At 74.0% G+C, this 16,771-nt stretch carries 15 protein-coding genes; 4 read left to right on the forward strand and 11 right to left on the reverse strand.

The genetic code is table 11. The features are described 5' to 3' along the window. Nucleotides 1-48: 48 nt before the first annotated feature. The 6 genes from rpmI to QRN89_RS06150 form a co-directional block, all read right to left on the reverse strand. Entirely contained in the window at nt 49-243 is a 195-nt protein-coding gene (gene rpmI / locus QRN89_RS06125; protein ID WP_019884943.1) for a 50S ribosomal protein L35, read from the reverse strand. Between the two features lie 103 nt (nt 244-346). Next, complete coding sequence (gene infC, locus QRN89_RS06130) at nt 347-1,015, reverse strand: translation initiation factor IF-3 (RefSeq protein WP_290348324.1); 669 nt, start codon at nt 1,013-1,015, stop codon at nt 347-349. Between the two features lie 331 nt (nt 1,016-1,346). Next, a complete protein-coding gene (locus QRN89_RS06135) occupies nt 1,347-1,727 on the reverse strand; it encodes a DUF1844 domain-containing protein (RefSeq protein WP_290348325.1) in 381 nt (126 codons plus the stop codon). A gap of 23 nt (nt 1,728-1,750) precedes the next feature. Then, nucleotides 1,751-2,488, reverse strand: coding sequence for an SseB family protein (locus QRN89_RS06140; protein ID WP_290348326.1), 738 nt, complete (start codon nt 2,486-2,488; stop codon nt 1,751-1,753). A 229-nt stretch (nt 2,489-2,717) separates the two neighbouring features. Continuing rightward, nucleotides 2,718-3,908, reverse strand: coding sequence for a type VII secretion-associated serine protease mycosin (gene mycP / locus QRN89_RS06145; protein WP_290348327.1), 1,191 nt, complete (start codon nt 3,906-3,908; stop codon nt 2,718-2,720). Beyond that, nucleotides 3,905-4,687 (reverse strand): hypothetical protein, encoded by a 783-nt coding sequence (locus QRN89_RS06150; protein ID WP_290353588.1) that lies wholly within the window; start codon nt 4,685-4,687, stop codon nt 3,905-3,907. The genes mycP and QRN89_RS06150 overlap by 4 nt, the downstream gene beginning before the upstream one ends. Before the next feature lie 1,355 nt (nt 4,688-6,042). Between QRN89_RS06150 and QRN89_RS06155 the strand changes: the two genes are divergently transcribed. After that, nucleotides 6,043-7,245 carry an amino acid deaminase/aldolase gene (locus QRN89_RS06155; RefSeq protein WP_290348328.1) on the forward strand — a complete coding sequence of 401 codons (1,203 nt, stop codon included), beginning with the start codon at nt 6,043-6,045 and terminating at the stop codon, nt 7,243-7,245. Between the two features lie 115 nt (nt 7,246-7,360). Here the strand turns inward: QRN89_RS06155 and QRN89_RS06160 are convergent, their stop codons facing one another. The 4 genes from QRN89_RS06160 to QRN89_RS06175 are packed head-to-tail and all read right to left on the reverse strand — an operon-like array spanning nt 7,361 to nt 11,896. Continuing rightward, nucleotides 7,361-8,320: a DUF2510 domain-containing protein gene (locus QRN89_RS06160; protein ID WP_290348329.1), complete on the reverse strand. Its 960-nt coding sequence runs from the start codon at nt 8,318-8,320 to the stop codon at nt 7,361-7,363. 31 nt (nt 8,321-8,351) lie between these two features. Continuing rightward, on the reverse strand, nt 8,352-9,146 hold the full coding sequence (locus tag QRN89_RS06165) for a 3-oxoacyl-ACP reductase (RefSeq protein WP_290348330.1): 795 nt from the start codon (nt 9,144-9,146) through the stop codon (nt 8,352-8,354). A gap of 6 nt (nt 9,147-9,152) precedes the next feature. Then, the gene (locus tag QRN89_RS06170; RefSeq protein WP_290348331.1) at nt 9,153-10,523 is read right to left on the reverse strand and encodes an aldehyde dehydrogenase family protein; all 1,371 of its coding nucleotides are present in this window, start codon (nt 10,521-10,523) and stop codon (nt 9,153-9,155) included. A gap of 8 nt (nt 10,524-10,531) precedes the next feature. Then, nucleotides 10,532-11,896, reverse strand: a complete 1,365-nt coding sequence (locus QRN89_RS06175; RefSeq protein ID WP_290348332.1) for a glutamine synthetase family protein — start codon at nt 11,894-11,896, stop codon at nt 10,532-10,534. Nucleotides 11,897-11,974: 78 nt separating this feature from the next. On the opposite strand from QRN89_RS06175, the gene QRN89_RS06180 reads away from it, so the two are divergent. The 3 genes from QRN89_RS06180 to QRN89_RS06190 all read left to right on the forward strand — a co-directional run bounded on the left by QRN89_RS06180 (nt 11,975) and on the right by QRN89_RS06190 (nt 15,262). Continuing rightward, on the forward strand, nt 11,975-12,703 hold the full coding sequence (locus tag QRN89_RS06180) for a FadR/GntR family transcriptional regulator (protein ID WP_290348333.1): 729 nt from the start codon (nt 11,975-11,977) through the stop codon (nt 12,701-12,703). A 184-nt stretch (nt 12,704-12,887) separates the two neighbouring features. Then, nucleotides 12,888-14,339 carry an ethanolamine permease gene (eat, locus tag QRN89_RS06185; RefSeq protein ID WP_290348334.1) on the forward strand — a complete coding sequence of 484 codons (1,452 nt, stop codon included), beginning with the start codon at nt 12,888-12,890 and terminating at the stop codon, nt 14,337-14,339. Nucleotides 14,340-14,584: 245 nt separating this feature from the next. Beyond that, on the forward strand, nt 14,585-15,262 hold the full coding sequence (locus QRN89_RS06190) for a gamma-glutamyl-gamma-aminobutyrate hydrolase family protein (protein ID WP_290348335.1): 678 nt from the start codon (nt 14,585-14,587) through the stop codon (nt 15,260-15,262). Nucleotides 15,263-15,825: 563 nt separating this feature from the next. Here QRN89_RS06190 and QRN89_RS06195 read toward each other — a convergent pair. Beyond that, the gene (locus QRN89_RS06195) at nt 15,826-16,749 is read right to left on the reverse strand and encodes a LysR family transcriptional regulator (protein ID WP_290348336.1); all 924 of its coding nucleotides are present in this window, start codon (nt 16,747-16,749) and stop codon (nt 15,826-15,828) included. Between the last annotated feature and the right edge of the window lie 22 nt (nt 16,750-16,771).

Consider the following 16,771-nt stretch of genomic DNA (forward strand, 5'->3'; position numbering starts at 1 on the left):
GGTCCCGGTCTTGCCCGGAAGCCCCCGGTCACCGGGGGCGGCGGTCAATCAGATGCCCAGCATCTTCTTGATCTTGGCGGCGTCACCCGGGGCCATCTCGGCGTTGCCGGTGAGGCGACGCGTCAGCTTGGACGACTTGTGCTCGAGCAGGTGGCGCTTGCCGGCGCGCTCACGGAGCACCTTGCCGGAGCCGGTGATCTTGAAGCGCTTCTTGGCACCGCTGTGCGTCTTGTTCTTCGGCATCGCGCCGTTCTCTCCTCGTCAGTGGCGCTTCCGTCGCCGGTCGTAAACCGGCAGGCGAAAGCGTCAGGTGTGTCGGTTGATGTCCGGGACGGTCGCCCCGGAATCAGGCCTCGGCGGGCTCTTCGGGGGAAGCCGCGGCCTGGGCGGACCGGTCCCCCTGGCGCTCCGCCTTCCGGGCGGCCTGCGCCTCACGGGCCTCGGCCATCGCCTCGGTCTTCTTCTTGTGCGGACCGAGAACCATGATCATGTTGCGGCCGTCCTGCTTCGGGTTCGACTCGACGAAACCGAGGTCCTGGACGTCCTCCGCCAGCCGCTGCAGCAGCCGGTAGCCGAGCTCCGGCCGGGACTGCTCGCGACCACGGAACATGATCGTGATCTTGACCTTGTCGCCCTGCTTGAGGAACCGGACGACGTGACCCTTCTTGGTGTCGTAGTCGTGCGGGTCGATCTTCGGCCGGAGCTTCATCTCCTTGATGACCGTGTGCGCCTGGTTCTTGCGCGCCTCACGGGCCTTCATGGCCGACTCGTACTTGAACTTCCCGTAGTCCATGAGCTTGCAGACCGGCGGACGGGCGTTCGCCGCGACCTCGACGAGGTCGAGGTCGTACTCCTGCGCAAGCTCCAGGGCCTTGGCAAGCGGAACAATCCCGACCTGCTCGCCGCTGGGACCGACAAGTCGCACCTCGGGAACGCGAATCCGGTCGTTGATGCGGGGCTCGGCGCTGATGGATCCTCCTCGGTAGCACCACGCGGCCGTCTGGCGGACAGCCACGCAACGTCTGTTTCTGTGTGGACCAACCGTGCCGGTGCAACAAAAATGCCCCGACGGGACACAGGCGGGGCTCCTCGAATACCGGAGCACCGACGCGTCGGCCGCGGGGCGCTGCTTCGGACGGCTCCATCGTCCGTACGGAACGATGGTCGCCGTCTGACCGGTGACCCGCCGCCCGCGAGGGCAGCCAGGTGGGAGATCGGAGCCTCCACTTGTGGGTCGGACACATGGGCGTCCGACCGGTCGTTACACAAGGTTAGCAGCTCCGGCCCGGAGGGGCGAACCGGAGGACGGACAGGCCCGGGGACGGGGCTGTGCGGCGACGGCGGGTTCAGCCGTAGACCGGGCCGGTGTACTTCTCGCCCGGGCCCTGGCCCGGCTCGTCGGGGACGATCGAGGCCTCGCGGAAGGCCAGCTGGAGGGACTTCAGACCGTCCCGCAGCGGTGCCGCGTGGAAGGAGCTGATCTCCGTGACACCCGCGTCGAGGAGGCCGGCCAGCGCGTGGATCAGCTTCCGGGCCTCGTCCAGGTCCTTGTGCTCGTCGCCGTCCTCGGTGAGTCCCAGCTTCACCGCGGCGGCGCTCATCAGGTTCACCGCGACCGTGACGATCACCTCGACCGCGGGGACCTCCGCGATGTCGCGGGTCATGGCGGCGAAGTCGGGAGCCTGCTCGCCCGCAGGCTGCTCGGGGGTGGGGGTCGCGTCACTCATGGGGCACACGATATGCGGTGCTCTCAGACCCTTGTGTACAGGGGCTCTCCCGGCGGTACCGCCGAGGCGGGCAGCAGGGCGAGGTCGAGTCCGCGCACCAGCCGGGCCCTGAGCGTCTCGTCGGCCGCGAGGGCGCGGGCGACGCGCTGCGCGGCTTCGGCGGGGGGCGCGCCGGCCCCGTTGTCGAGGACGAGGGCGAGGGTGCCGTCGGCGTTGCCGGGGCCGAGATGGGCGCGGAGCACCGCGGGCTCGGCCGCCACCACGGCCCGTACCGCACGGATGACGGCCGGGTCGGCCAGCGGGTCGGTGCTGGTGCGGCCCTCGGCCAGGGCGAGCAGCGCACGGCCGGACAGCTCGTACGGCACCGGGCCGGCGAGGTCCAGGACCACGGTGTCGGCCTTCTCGTGGGCGGCCGCCTGGAGCGCCTGGTGGAGGGGCACGGCGACGGGCCTGGCCTGCGGGTCCCACAGGGCGAGCGCGGCGGTCGACGTGAACGCCGGCAGGGCGCGGCGGTTCCCCGCCGTCAGGGTGGGGACCGCCATGTCGCTGGTCTTCTCGCGGCGCAGTCCCGACTCGTCCTCCTCGACCTCGCCGAGCACGGCGACGACGGGGACGAGGAGCCTGGCGCCCTTGAGCGCCTCCAGCACGCGGGCCTCCGCCGTCCTGTCCCGGTCCCAGGCCGCGAGCGCCGCTTCCAGGGCCGGGTCGGCGGTGCCGTCGTCGTCGGGGAAGCCGGAGTCGGGAATGTTCTTGAGCGCCACGCGTCGAGCCTAGTTCGTCGGCCGTGGTGCCCGGGACGGCGGGGGCGCGTCCTGCTGCTCCCGGCCTGGTTCGGCGTGGGCGCGCGGGTCCGTCGGGCCGCGGAGGGGCGCGCGCCCGGCGCGCGGTCAGGACCGCGCTCGCCCCGGACCGGCTCCCGGGGAGGGGCGGGCAGGTGGGGCGGCGAGCTCCGGGGCCGCCGGGGCCCGGGCACCCGCCCCGGCAACGCGGTCAGGTCCGGCGGCCACGCCACAGGACGACCGCCGCGGCCAGCAGCAGCGCGCCGAGACCGCCGGTGACGGGGGCGAGCCAGCCGCCACCGGTCTCGGCCGAGGGGCCGTCCGGGCCGGTGCCGAAGTACTCCTTGCGGTGGCCCTGCACGGACGCGGTCTTCGGGTCGGTGTCGCCCCGTACCGGTTGGCCGCCCTTCTCGATCGCGGCCGCCGGGTCGACGATGCCGTACCCCTTGGAGTCGTCACGCCCGCTCTTCGGGCCACCGCGTGCGGTGTCGGCGAGGAGCCGCTTGATCTGGGCCGGGGTGAGCCGCGGGTGCGCGGCGCGGACGAGCGCGACGGCGCCGGAGACGAAGGCCGACGCCGCGCTGGTGCCCCAGCCCTCGTAGTACTTGCGGTCGGGGTCGGCGATGACGACGTCGACGCCCGGGGCGCTCACGGTGGCGTACCAGCGCCGGGTGGAGAAGGCCGCGTGGGTGCCGTAGCGGTCGACGGCCGCGACGGCGATGACGCCGGGGTAGGCGGCCGGGTACGAGATGTGGTCGCCCTTCTCGCCCCCGTTGCCCGCCGAGGCGACGACGACCGCGCCCTTGGCGAGCGCGTACTGGACCGCGGCGTCCTCGCCGGCGTCCGGGTGGGCGGACTCGCTGTCGTCGCCGAGGGAGAGGTTGATGACGTGGGCGCCGTTGTCGGCGGCCCAGCGGATGCCCTGGGCGAGGGCGGTGCCACGGGTGCTGCGCGCCTTGGCGCGGGCCGGGTCGGCGCCTTCGAGGATCACCCGCACGGGAAGGATCCTGGCCTCGGGGGCGATCCCGAGCACCCCGTCCTCACGGCCGGGGCCATGGCCGTGACCGGCGATGATCCCGGCCATCGCCGTGCCGTGCCGGGCCCAGGCGCGGTCGCCGCGCTTCGCGCCGAACCCGATGAGGTCCTTCGTGGGCAGGACGCTGCCCTCCAGGTCCGGGTGGCTGTCGTCGACCCCGGTGTCGAGCACCGCGACGGTGATGCCCGCGCCCTTGGTCGTCCGCCACGCGTCCTCGGTGTGCAGGGCGTCCAGGGCCCACTGCCGCACCCGGATCCCGTCTGCCTGCGCGGGCGCGGCGGAGACGAGCGAGAACGCGACGGCGGCGGCCATGGCGCCCAGGAGGCGCCGGGGCGTGGCGCGGGTGCGGAATCGTGCTGCCGTCATCGGGGGCGCTCCGGTGAAGTGGCGGACGTGCGCAGCGCGCGCTCGACCTGGTCCGCGATTCCCTTGGCCTCGTGGCCGAGGCCGGCCTGGGCGGGGGCGGACGTCTCGCCGGGGACCGTGGCCTCGGCGGCGGGCATGGGTTCGGCGACGGGGCGGCCGTCGGCGAACCCGGAGACGGCGAACACGACGACGGGCGCGTCGGTGAGCACGCTGATCGTCCAGCTGGCCCGCTGGCGGTCGCCGAAACCGGCGGCGACGGTGCCGGGGACCGCGTACGTGCGGGGCATCAGGTCGGCCCGCTCGTCCAGGCCCTCCTCGGAGAACCGCTTGCGCAGGGCCGCCATGGCATCCCGGTCCGCCTCGGTGACGACCATGCCGACGGTCGTGACGCTGGAGGTGGTGGCGTCGGTGTAGGTGGCGCGGAGCACGCGCAGGCAGCCGACGGGCCGGAGCGCCTTCAGCAGCAGCGGGTCGAACACACCGCTGCACGGGCCGTCGGGCGCGACGGCCACGCGGGTCCACACCCGGTCGGCACCGCCGGGCCCCGCGCCGTCGCCCTTGATCGTGCGCGGGAAGAGGGTGTCGACGGGGACGCTGTGCCAGAGCGTGCGCGCGTCGGTGTACAGGGGCTGGGAGGCGGGTGACGCGGCCGAGTCGTCCACGAGCCAGCTCCCTGTGACCGCCCCGCCGATCAGCCCGAGTCCGAGGACGAGGCAGACGACCGCGCCCGCGGTCCTGGCGGGACGGCTGTCCCGGACGGGACGCAGCCGCGTGGTGATCTCGGTGGGTGTCTCCGGAGGGGCGCCGGCGAACGGGCGCGGGGGCGCGGCGTGCGACGTCCACGGCCAAGGGCTGCCCGGTGCGCTCGTGACTCCCTGTCCGCCTGTGCCCCCGGTGACGCCCGTGGCCGGTCCGCCGGCCGGTGGTACCGGTGCGGGTCTCACGGGTACGGGTGCCGTGGGTACGGGGGGCGGGGCGGGCGCCGCGGGTACGGGCGGCGCTGCGGCGGCCGGGGCCGTCCGGGGCTCGGTGGCCGCGCCGGGTGCCGAAGGTGCCGCGCCGGGTGCCGAGGGCACCCCACCGATACGCGGGGGCGTGAGGGGGCGCGGAGGTATCTCCCCCGCGCCACGGGGTGGTGCGGGGGGAGCGGGGGGACGGCTCCGGCTGTCGGGAGACGAGGCCGGTGACGGGGCCGGAGGCTGCGGAGAGGACGACGCGGAAGGTTGGGGGGCGTGGGGCGCGCCTGCCTCCGGGGCGGTCGGCTCGGCGGGCCGCTGCGCCCGCGTGGCCGGGGCGGAGCGGGGCCGGACGGGCGCAGAGGCGGAGCGGGAGTCCGGGGCGGGCGGCGGGGCCTCGCGCATGCCCGAGCGCGGGGCCCGTCCGCCCGGTTCGTCGGTGCCGGGCACGGGAGCGCCCGGATCACCACCGGCACCCGGAGGTACGGACGGCCGAGCCTGCCGGCCCGCAGCACTCCCCGGTTCGCCGGTGCCGGGCACGGGAGCGCCAGGGCTTCGGCCTGCGGCCCCGGGTTCCGACGGTCGCGGCCGGCGACGGGGATCCGAACCGGAGGCCGGGCCGGTGGAACGGGCAGACCCGGAGGCCGGGCCGGTGGAACGGGCAGAGCCGGTTCCGGAGCCGCCCAACTCGCTCGTGGCGCGCGCGGGATCCTTCGCCGCGCGGGCAGGATCGTCCGCCGCCCGGGCCGGCGACATCGAGAGGGCGTGGCCCGTGGTGGCGGCCGTGCGGGAGCCGGGTGCGGCGGCTGAGGGAGTGTCAGGGGATGCCGTGCGCGGGCGCGGGGCCGGGGGGACGGAGTCGGCCCGGGGGTCCGGGGTGGAGTCCGTGATCGGACGGAGACGGGTCGTCGTCTCGGTGGGTGCGGGAGCCGGGACCTGCGGGGCGTGGGGCGGGCGCGAAGGGATGCGCGGGCGCTGCGCCTCGGTGCTCATCCGCCCCCCGTTTCCTGGTGCTCGTAGCGCCGCCGGATCGCCTTTCGGTGCAGGCCCGTTCGCCGCCGCGCCCCCTCACTCTACGGGCTGGAGCGCGCCGGAAGGGAATGGGGACCGCGGCTCCGGGGGGATCTGCGCAGAACGTCCCCCTACCCTCGGGTAGACCGGTCTGGCAAGCTCTGCGCATGACTCCCCGTGCCGCGCTCAGGACCCGGTACGACCGGGCCACCGCCCACCTCGACGCGCCCCTCGCCATCGTGGACCTGGAGGCGTTCGACGCCAATGCGGCGGATCTGGCCAGGCGCGCGGGCGGGAAGCCGGTCCGGGTGGCCAGCAAGTCCGTGCGGTGCCGGGCGCTGCTGGAGCGCGTGCTGGCGAAGGACGGGTTCTCGGGGATCATGTCCTTCACGCTGGAGGAGTCGGTCTGGCTCGCCCGGGCGGGTTTCGGCGATGTGCTCCTGGCCTACCCGTCGGCCGACCGTGCCGGTTTCGCCGAACTGGCCGGCGACGCCAAACTCGCGGCCGCCGTGACGGTCATGGTCGACGACCCGGCGCAGCTGGACCTGATCGACCGCGCCCGGGACGGCGGCACCGAGGAGGTCCGGGTCTGTCTGGAACTGGACACCTCGCTCCGTCTGCTGGGCGGCCGGATCCGTTTCGGCGCTCGCCGCTCGCCGCTGCGCGCCCCCGAGGACCTGGCCGAGCTGGCCCGTGCGATCGTCGCCCGCCCCGGCTTCCGGCTGGTGGGGCTGATGGCGTACGAGGGACACGTCGCGGGTGTCGGTGACGCGGTCGGGGGCAGCCCGCTGCGCTCGCGGGCGGTCCGCCTGATGCAGTCCGCGGCCCGGCGGGAGCTCGCACAGCGGCGAGCGGCCGTGGTGCGCGCGGTGCGGGCGGTGGAGCCGGAGCTGGAGTTCGTCAACGGCGGCGGCACCGGCAGTGTGCAGCACACGGCGGCGGAGGACGCGGTCACGGAGATCGCCGCGGGCTCCGGCCTGTACGTGCCGAGGCTCTTCGACAACTACACGTCGTTCAGCGGGCGTCCCGCGGCGCTGTTCGCCCAGCCCGTCGTGCGTCGGCCGGGCGTCGGTGTGGTGACGGTGCTCGGCGGCGGCTACCCGGCCTCGGGCGCCGCCGGCCGGGACCGGCTGCCCGTGCCGTTCCTGCCGGAAGGACTCCGCTACGACCCGATGGAGGGGCCGGGCGAGGTGCAGACGCCTCTGCTGGGGCCGCCGGCGGACGATCTGCTCATCGGTGACAAGGTCTGGTTCCGGCACGCGAAGGCCGGGGAGTTGTGCGAGCGGTTCGACTCGCTGCACCTGGTCGAGGGTGAGCGGGTGACGGCCACGGTACCGACGTACCGGGGCGAGGGCCGTACGTTCCTCTGAGCCGCCGGAGCGAGCCGGTCTCCACCAGGAGCCCGGGCGGCCGCGGCCGACGGGCCCCGGACCCGGGAACGTTCAGGACTCACCGGACCGGAACGTCCGGGACGCCCCGGAACGTTCAGGGCGCGACCGTGGAGCCGACTCCGCCGCCGGCGTCCGTCAGCGGGCGGATGCCCTTGATGATCCGGTCCATGTCGCCGAGCGGCGGGGCGTCCGGCCCCGCGTCGAAGGCGAAACGGACGATGATCAGCGATTCGGAGCCGACGGCGGAGGGGAAGACCAGCGACTGGACGTAGCCACCAGGGCCGGCACCCGTCGTCACCCGCCAGCGCACCACATGGCCGGTGCGCCCGGCGACCGTGACGGGAGCGGACTTCACCAGCTCGTGCCCCTTGATGCCGCCGTGGATGCGGTTGCCGACGCGGTCGTTGTCGTACGCCCAGTCCGCGGCGATGCCGACGTCCTGGCCGGCCAGTTTCTCGGGCGACTTCACGTTGGTGACGGTGGCCGTGCGGGAGGACACCGTGCCGTGGCGGCAGAACTCGGCGGAGTCGCCGGGGCACTTGTAGGAGTCGGCGGTCACCATGGTCGGCACCGGGTCGATGCCGGAGACCGACTTCTCCCAGCCGTCGAGCAGCGGCAGGGAGATGCCGTTGAGCTGGTCGACGAGGACGTCGGGGTCGCCGGCGGCCGGGGGGCCGGGCTCCGGGCCGTTCCCCGTCGCGGCGGGCGCCGAGGGGGCGGCCTCCGCGGACTGCGGGGCCGTCCGCTCGTCGTCCTTGCCGAGGACGACGACGCCGGTGACGATCGCCGCCACGAGGACAGCGCCGGCGGTGACGAGCGCGACGATCGCGCCCCTGCCGATGCCGCCGCCCTGCCCGGATCCGCCGACGAGCGGCACGGGCGCGGTGACCGCCGGCGCGGCGGCCGGGAGCTGCGGGGCGCCGGCGGGGCGGGTGTGCCCGGTCCAGGCACGGCCGTCCCACCAGCGTTCGTGGGTCGGCGTGCCTGGGTCCGGATACCAGCCCGGGGGTCCCCCCAGGCCGCCAGGCGCAGGGGGAGGGGTCGTCATGCTCATCCGGCCACCTTATGAGGGGCCGGGCGAGGGCCTACACAGGGGTGACGTACGCGCCCGAGATGCCGCCGTCGACGAGGAAGTCGGTGGCGTTGACGAAGGACGAGTCGTCGCTGGCGAGGAAGGCCACAGCCGCGGCGATCTCCTCCGCGTCGGCGAACCGGCCGACGGGGATGTGCACCAGCCGACGCGCCGCCCGCTCGGGGTCCTTGGCGAACAGCTCCTGGAGCAGCGGGGTGTTGACCGGTCCCGGGCACAGGGCGTTGACCCGGATGCCCTCGCGGGCGAACTGCACGCCCAGCTCGCGGGACATGGCGAGGACGCCTCCCTTGCTCGCGGTGTACGAGATCTGGGAGGTCGCCGCGCCCATCCGGGCCACGAACGACGCGGTGTTGATGATGGAGCCCCGGCCCTGGCGGCGCATGTAGGGGATGGCGGCCTTGCAGCACAGGTAGACGGAGGTGAGGTTGACCTCCTGGACCCGCTTCCAGGCGTCCAGGCCCGTCTCCAGGATGGAGTCGTCGTCGGGCGGCGAGATGCCGGCGTTGTTGAAGGCGATGTCGACGCTGCCGTACGTGTCGAACGCGGTCCGGAACAGCGCCTCGACCTGTTCGGCGTCGGTCACGTCGACCTTCACGAAGGTCCCGCCGACCTCCTCGGCGGCGGTCTTGCCCGCGGTCTCGTCGATGTCGCCGCAGACGACGTGGGCTCCCTCGGAGGCGAGACGGCGCGCGGCGGCCAGGCCGATACCGCTGCCGGCTCCGGTGATGACGGCGGTGCGGCCGACGAGCCGGCGGCAGACGGGGGTGTCGCTGTGGGCAGTGGTCATGGGTTCTCAGGCCTCCGTGCTGATGAAGACGTTCTTGGTCTCGGTGAAAGCGGTGAGGGCGTCGGGACCGAGTTCACGGCCGAGGCCGGACTGCCCGTATCCGCCGAAGGGGGTCCAGTAGCGGACGCTGGAGTGGGAGTTGACGGAGAGATTGCCGGCGGCGACCGCTCCGGAGACCCGCAGCGCGCGGCCCACGTCACGGGTCCAGACGGAGCCGGAGAGCCCGTACTCGGTGGCGTTGGCGAGGCGTACGGCGTCGTCCTCGTCGTCGAAGGGCAGGACGACGGCGACGGGCCCGAAGACCTCCTCGGTGGCGACGGGGGCCTCGGGGGCGACACCGGTGACGAGCGTCGGCGGGAACCAGAAGCCGGGGCCGTCGGGGGCGCTCCCCCGTACCGTCGCGAGGTCGTCGGTGACGTACGACCGTACGCGGTCGAGCTGGGCGCGCGAGATGAGCGGTCCCATCTGTGTGGCCTCGTCCGCGGGGTCGCCGACCACGACCGACTTCAGCGCCGGGGCGAGCCGGTCGAGGAAGTCGTCGTACACGGAGCGCTGGACGAGGATGCGGGTACGGGCGCAGCAGTCCTGGCCGCTGTTGTCCAGGAAGGCCATCGGTGCGGCGTCGGCCGCCGCCTCGACGTCCGCGTCGGCGAAGACGATGTTGGGGCTCTTGCCGCCGAGTTCGAGGGTCACCCGCTTCACGCGCTCGGCGCAGAGCGCCATGATCTGCTTGCCGATCCGGGTGGATCCGGTGAAGACGATCTTGGCCACTCCGGGGTGGCGCACCAGCGCGTCGCCCGCGACGGGGCCGTGGCCCGGCAGCACCTGGAAGAGGTGCTCGGGAAGACCTGCCTCCAGGGCGAGTTCGGCGAGGCGCAGCGCGGTCAGCGGCGTGGTCTCGGCGGGTTTGAGGAGGACGGCGTTGCCGGCGGCGAGCGCGGGGGCGGTGCCCCAGGCGGCGATCGGCATGGGGAAGTTCCAGGGCGCGATGACGCCCACGACGCCGAGCGGTTCGAGGAGGGTCAGGTCGATGCCGCCCGGCACGGGGATCTGGCGGCCCGTGAGGCGTTCCACTCCCCCGGCGGAGTAGTCGAGCAGATCGCGGACGTTGCCGGCCTCCCAGCGGGCGTTGCCGATGGTGTGTCCGGCCTCGCGGACCTCCAGCAGGGCGAGTTCCTCGATGTGGTCGTCGACGGCGGCGGCGAACCGGCGCAGCAGCCTGGCCCGGTCGGCGGGTGCCGCGGCCGCCCAGGCGCGCTGGGCGCGCGCCGCCCGGCCCACCGCGGCGTCGACGTCGGCGGCGTCCACGCCCGGGACGGTGGCGATGACTTCCTCGGTGGCCGGGTTGAGCACGTCGAGTGCGTACGGTTGCGACAAGTGGTGCCTCACATGCGTTCGAAGGAGCGGCGGAGCTCCCAGTCGGTCACCGCGGCGTCGAAGGCTTCGAGCTCGACCCGCGCCATGTTGCGGTAGTGGGCGACCACCTCGTCCCCGAAGGCGGCCTTGGCGATGGGGCTGGTCTCCCAGAGTTCGGCGGCCTCGCGCAGGGTGGTCGGGACGTGCTCGTAGTCGCCGCCGTAGGCGTTGCCGGCGCAGACCTCGGGCAGCTCCAGCTGGTGTTCGATGCCGTACAGGCCGGCCGCGACCAGCGCGGCGACGGCGAGATGGGGGTTTACGTCGCCGCCGGGCAGGCGGTTCTCGAAGCGCATCGAGCGGCCGTGGCCGACGACGCGCAGGGCACAGGTCCGGTTGTCGTGGCCCCAGGCGACGGCGGTCGGTGCGAAGGAGCCCGGCTGGAACCGCTTGTACGAGTTGATGTTCGGCGCGTACAGCAGGGAGAAGTCGCGCAGGGCGGCGAGCTGCCCGGCGAGGAAGTGCCGCATGACCTGCGACATGCCGTCCGGCCCGTCGCCCGCCATGGCGTTGCGGCCGTCGGCGTCCGCGAGGGAGAGGTGGATGTGGCAGGAGTTGCCCTCGCGCTCGTTGTACTTCGCCATGAAGGTGATCGAGACGCCTTCCTGGGCGGCGATCTCCTTGGTGCCGGTCTTGTAGATCGCGTGCTGGTCGCAGGTGACGAGAGCCTCGTCGTAGCGGAACGCGATCTCGTGCTGGCCGGGGTTGCACTCGCCCTTCGCGGACTCGACGGTCAGTCCGGCCGCGGCCATCTCGTTGCGGATCCGGCGCAGCAGGGGCTCGATGCGGCCGGTGCCGAGGACCGAGTAGTCGATGTTGTACTGGTTGGCCGGGGTCAGGCCCTGGTAGCCGCGGTCCCAGGCCTGCTCGTAGGTGTCCTTGAACACGATGAACTCCAGCTCGGTGCCGACCTGAGCCGTCCAGCCGTGCTCGGCCAGACGCTCCAGCTGGCGGCGCAGGATCTGGCGGGGTGCGGCGACGACCGGGGCGCCGTCGTTCCACGCCAGGTCGGCGATGAGCATGGCCGTGCCCTCGTTCCACGGGACACGGCGCAGTGTGGCCAGGTCGGGGTGCATGGCGAAGTCGCCGTAGCCGCGTTCCCACGAGGACATGGCGTAGCCGTCCACCGTGTTCATCTCGGTGTCGACGGCGAGCAGGTAGTTGCAGCCCTCCGTGCCGTGCTCCAGGACCTCGTCGAGGAAGAACCGGGCGGCGAACCGCTTGCCCTGGAGCCTGCCCTGCATGTCGGGAAACGCCAGGACTACGGTGTCGATCTCACCGCTCGCGACAAGGACTCTCAGCTCCTCGACGGTCAGCGGGGGTGTGCGGTCTGCCACGGGATTGCGCCTCCTAAGGTCAGCCGGGAGCCATAAGGTATTGCCGAAGACCATTGCTTGGGAAGGGGAAACCGCAACGTGCCGGAGAACAGCGAGTCCGGGGACCGGCTCACGTCCGTGCTGCGGCCGGTGCGCGGGGGCAACGGTTTCGAGGAGGCCCTGGAGCAGATCCTGCAGGTCGTGCGGCTGGGCCTGGTGCCCGGCGGCGAGCGGCTGCCCGCGGAGCGCGAGCTGGCCGAGCGCATGGGGATCAGCCGGGTCACCCTGCGCGAGGTCCTGAAGGTGCTCCAGGAGGAGGGCCTGGTCGAGAGCCGGCGCGGACGCTACGGAGGCACGTTCGTCCTGAATCGCCCGCGCACCGAGGGCGAGGACGAACTGCGCCGCCGGGTCGCGGCCGTCGACGTCGAGGACACGCTGCGCTTCCGGGAGGTCCTGGAGGTCGGCGCGGCGGGGCTGTGCGCGGCGCACGGGCTCTCCGAGGAGGGGGCAGGGCGGCTGCGCGCCGCGCTGACGGCCACGCACGACGCCCCCCTGGACGACTACCGGCGGTGCGACACGCTCTTCCACCTCACGCTCGCCGAGCTGTCCGGCTCACCCACGCTGACCACGCAGTACGCGGCGGTCAGGGCGACCGTGAACGATCTGCTCGACTGCATCCCGCTGCTCGTGCGCAATCTGGAGCACTCCCAGCAGCAGCACGTCGCGCTGGTGGAGGCGGTACTGGAGGGCGACGCGGACGCCGCGCGCGAGGTGATGCGCGAGCACTGCGAGGGCACGGCGGCCCTGCTGCGCGGCTTCCTCGCGTGAGACCCGGTGCGCGGCCTCTCCGCGGGGGCGCGGATGGGGCCGCTGACGCGGGGCCTGCATGCCACCGCGCACCGCCGGGAAGGCGTCGGCGTAACCCGAAAGTAACGCACGGGTCTTGCGTTAGCCCCGTAGTCACCGCAAAGGTATGGCTCCATTCCATTGGGCCCGACGCGGGAGCTCTGCCATGACGCTGGAAGACACCGACACCACCGGGAGCGGCAACACCCCACCGGACACCTACCTCGAACGCCGGACCCTGCGCCGCGGCAGCGCGGGCTGGCTGCTGCTCACCGGGCTCGGCGTCGCCTACGTCGTGTCCGGCGACTTCTCCGGCTGGAACATCGGTCTGTCCAAGGGCGGCTTCGGCGGACTCGCCGCCGCCACCGTACTCATGGGCGTGATGTACGCCTGTCTCGTCTTCGCGCTCGCCGAACTCTCGGCGATCCTGCCGACGGCGGGCGGCGGCTACGGATTCGCCCGCCGGGCACTCGGCACCTGGGGAGGGTTCCTCACCGGAACGGCGATCCTGATCGAGTACATCCTGGCGCCTGCAGCCATCTCGATCTTCATCGGTGACTACGTCGAATCGCTCGGACTGTTCGGGCTGGAGTCCGGCTGGCCCGTCTACCTCGCCTGCTTCGCCGTCTTCATCGGCATCCATCTGTGGGGCGTGGGCGAGGCGCTGCGCTTCAGCCTCGTCGTCACCGCGATAGCCGTCGCCGCGCTGCTCGTCTTCGCGGCCGGCGCGTTCACCGACTTCCAGGTGAGCGGACTCGACGACATCCCGGTCGACAAGGACGCGGTGGGCTCCAGCTCCTGGCTGCCGTTCGGGCTGCTCGGCATCTGGGCCGCGTTCCCGTTCGGCATGTGGTTCTTCCTCGGCGTGGAGGGCGTGCCGCTCGCCGCGGAGGAGGCCAAGGACCCGGTCCGGTCGATGCCGAAGGCGCTCGCGCTGTCGATGTCGATCCTGGTGGTGCTCGCCCTGATCACGTTCTTCGCCGCCACGGGAGCCCGGGGCTCGGCCGCCATCCAGGAGGCCGGCAACCCGCTGGTGGTGGCACTGCAGGGCGACGGCGACCCGACGGCGCTGAGCCGCTTCGTCAACTACGCCGGACTCGCCGGCCTGGTCGCCTCGTTCTTCTCGCTCATCTACGCCGGGTCGCGCCAGCTGTTCGCCCTGTCCCGCGCCGGCTATCTGCCCCGCTTCCTGTCGCTGACGAGCCGCCGCAAGTCGCCGTACCTCGGCCTGCTGATCCCCGGCGCGATCGGCTTCGCGCTCGCCGCGGGCACCGGGGACGGGGCGCGGATGCTGAACATCGCCGTCTTCGGCGCGACGATCAGCTACGCACTGATGGCGCTGTCCCACATCGTGCTGCGCCGGCGCGAGCCGGAGCTGCCGCGCCCGTACCGCACGCCCGGCGGTGTGGTGACCTCGTCCGTCGCCTTCGTCCTCGCGCTGTCCGCGCTGGTGGCGACCTTCCTGGTGGACAAGGACGCGGCGTTCATCGCGCTCGCCGTGTACGGCGTCGCCCTCGCGTACTTCGCCTTCTACAGCCGGCACCGTCTGGTGGCCCGCGCACCGGAGGAGGAGTTCGCGGCACTCGCCGCCGCCGAGGCGGAACTGGCCCGCGACTGACAGCCTGGTGTCCGGACCCCGCGCCGGCCACCGGCGCGGCGGTCCGGGCGGCCGCGCGACGGGGCGGCCGGACGCCGAACGCCGGACCGCGCGCCGACGTCCGGCGCTCCCGTGCCGAACCTGCCGCGCCCTCGGACGCCGGGAGTCCGGCCGGGCACGACCCGGGGCGCCGGACCCGGGCGCCCCGGACCGACCGGACTCCCGGCCCACCCACACCACCCACCACGACCGGAGGACCCGCGACCGTGACCCAGCCGCTCATCGGCGTCAGCACCTACCTGGAGGACGCCTCGTGGGGAGTGTGGCGACTGCCCGCCGCACTGCTGCCCGTCGGCTATCCGCGCCTCGTCCAGGCAGCGGGCGGCATCGCCGCGATGCTGCCGCCGGACGAGCCGGACCGGGCCGCCGCGGCCGTGGCCCGGCTCGACGGACTGGTCGTCGCGGGCGGACCCGACGTCGAGCCCGTACGGTACGGAGCCGAACCCGGGCCGCGCACCGGACCGCCGGCCCGCGAACGGGACTCCTGGGAACTCGCCCTGATCCGCGCGGCGCTCGACACCGGCACCCCGCTGCTGGGGATCTGCCGGGGCATGCAGCTGCTGAACGTCGCGCTCGGCGGCACGCTCGTCCAGCACCTCGACGGTCACGTGGAGGCCGTAGGCGTCTTCGGCCGGCACGCCGTGACGCCGGTGGAGGGCACGCTGTACGCCTCGCTGGTGCCGGCGGAGTCGTCGGTTCCCACGTACCACCACCAGGCCGTCGACCGCCTCGGCGACGGACTCGTGGTCTCCGCGCACGCGGACGACGGCACCGTGGAGGCCGTCGAACTCCCGGAGCCGGCCTGGGTCCTCGGCGTGCAGTGGCACCCGGAGATGGACGACGACACCCGCGTCATGGCGGGCCTCGTCCGGGCCGCCTCCTGACCGCTCCCGGCCCGTCCCACCGCCGACGACCCCTGCAGGGCGGGTCGATGCCCGTCCAGGACCCCGGTGGACCGACCACACGCCGCCACGCCGACACCGCACCCGGACCCGCGCCACCACGCCGACAGCGCATCCCGACCCACCCCACGGTGCACCCGGACCCGAGCCGCCGCCCCTCGGTGCACCCGACACGCGCCGCGGGTCCCGGACTCGCCGAAGCCACCCCGGCCTCCGCCCGTCACGGCCCGCGCCGCCAGCCGCCTCCCCGCCCGGTTGCCACGCTGTCGCCGCCGGGTCCCACGCTCGTCGATGCCGCCCCGGCCCCGCGCGTCACGGCCCGCGCCGCGAGCCGCCTCCGCGCCGGGCTGCCACGCTGTCACCCCGGGCACGGGGCCTCGCAGACGACCGGTGCCCCTCACCGTGCCACGACCGGCGCCCCTCACCGGGCGGCCATCGGTTCGGGATCACGTACCCACCGGGCACCCGCGGAGCGCGCCCGCCCAGCCGCCCCGACCGCATCCCGCTCGCGCTCCCGAATCCCGTTCCCGCTCCCGCTCCCGCTCTCACCCGGCTGACCGCGTCAGCGACAGCAGGTCGCGGGCCGGGCCCGTCGGGCGGTGGCCCTGGGGCCAGACCGCGCGGAGGTCGCGGCGGAGGCGGACCGCCTCCACGGGGACGCGGACGAGGCGGCGGGAGGCCAGCTCCTCCGTCACGGCGAGTTCGCTGAGGACCGCGGGACCCGCGCCGCTGACCGCGGCCGCCTTCACCGCGGTGGTGGAGGCGAGCTCCAGCAAGGGCTCGGCCAGGCCGCCATGGCTCGCGAGAGCCGAGTCGAGCACCTGGCGCGTGCCCGAGCCGCGCTCACGCAGCACCAGCGGGGTCGCGGCGAGCCTCTCGGGCGACAGGGGCGAGCGCCGGCGCGCCCACGCGTGGCCCGGCGCCGCGACGACGACGAGCCGGTCATGGCCGATGACCGCGCCGTCGAGCCCCGGCGGCACGGCGAGGCCCTCCACGAAGCCGAGGTCGGCCTCGCCCCGCAGCAGACGCTCCGCGACCGCCGCCGAGTTGCCCGCGAGCAGCGACACGGCCGTACCCGGGCGCTCCTGTCGGAGTGCGATCAGCCAGCCGGGCAGCAGATACTCGGCGATGGTCATGCTGGCGGCGACCCTCAGCCGGGAGTCGCGCCTGTCGCGCAGCGCCTGTGCCCCGGCGTCGAACGCCTCGGCCGCCTCCACGATCCGCCGCGCCCAGTCCGTGACCAGCGCTCCCGCGTCGGTCAGCCGGGAGCCGCGCGGCGAACGGTCCACCAGCGCGACGCCCAGCTGCCGCTCCATGGACCGGATCCGGCTGCTCGCGGCGGGCTGGGTGATGCCGATCTCACGGGCGGCGCGCCCGAGGCTCCCGTGCCGGGCCACGGCCAGCAGCAGTTCCAGCGCCGCCAGGTCGGGCACCCGGTGGGCCACCGGCCCGCGTTCCCCATCGCTCATAAAGTCAGCTTATGGGGCCATA

Origin of the sequence: Streptomyces sp. HUAS CB01 (genome assembly GCF_030406905.1) — a bacterium.
Lineage (GTDB): Bacteria > Actinomycetota > Actinomycetes > Streptomycetales > Streptomycetaceae > Streptomyces > Streptomyces chengbuensis.

Excerpts from the sequence above, each read along its gene's own strand:
- rpmI (WP_019884943.1), bottom strand. The coding sequence starts at position 243 with ATGCCGAAGAACAAGACGCACAGCGGTGCCAAGAAGCGCTTCAAGATC.
- QRN89_RS06135 (WP_290348325.1), bottom strand. The coding sequence starts at position 1,727 with ATGAGTGACGCGACCCCCACCCCCGAGCAGCCTGCGGGCGAGCAGGCT.
- mycP (WP_290348327.1), bottom strand. The coding sequence starts at position 3,908 with ATGACGGCAGCACGATTCCGCACCCGCGCCACGCCCCGGCGCCTCCTG.
- QRN89_RS06155 (WP_290348328.1), top strand. The coding sequence starts at position 6,043 with ATGACTCCCCGTGCCGCGCTCAGGACCCGGTACGACCGGGCCACCGCC.
- QRN89_RS06160 (WP_290348329.1), bottom strand. The coding sequence starts at position 8,320 with ATGAGCATGACGACCCCTCCCCCTGCGCCTGGCGGCCTGGGGGGACCC.
- QRN89_RS06165 (WP_290348330.1), bottom strand. The coding sequence starts at position 9,146 with ATGACCACTGCCCACAGCGACACCCCCGTCTGCCGCCGGCTCGTCGGC.
- eat (WP_290348334.1), top strand. The coding sequence starts at position 12,888 with ATGACGCTGGAAGACACCGACACCACCGGGAGCGGCAACACCCCACCG.
- QRN89_RS06195 (WP_290348336.1), bottom strand. The coding sequence starts at position 16,749 with ATGAGCGATGGGGAACGCGGGCCGGTGGCCCACCGGGTGCCCGACCTG.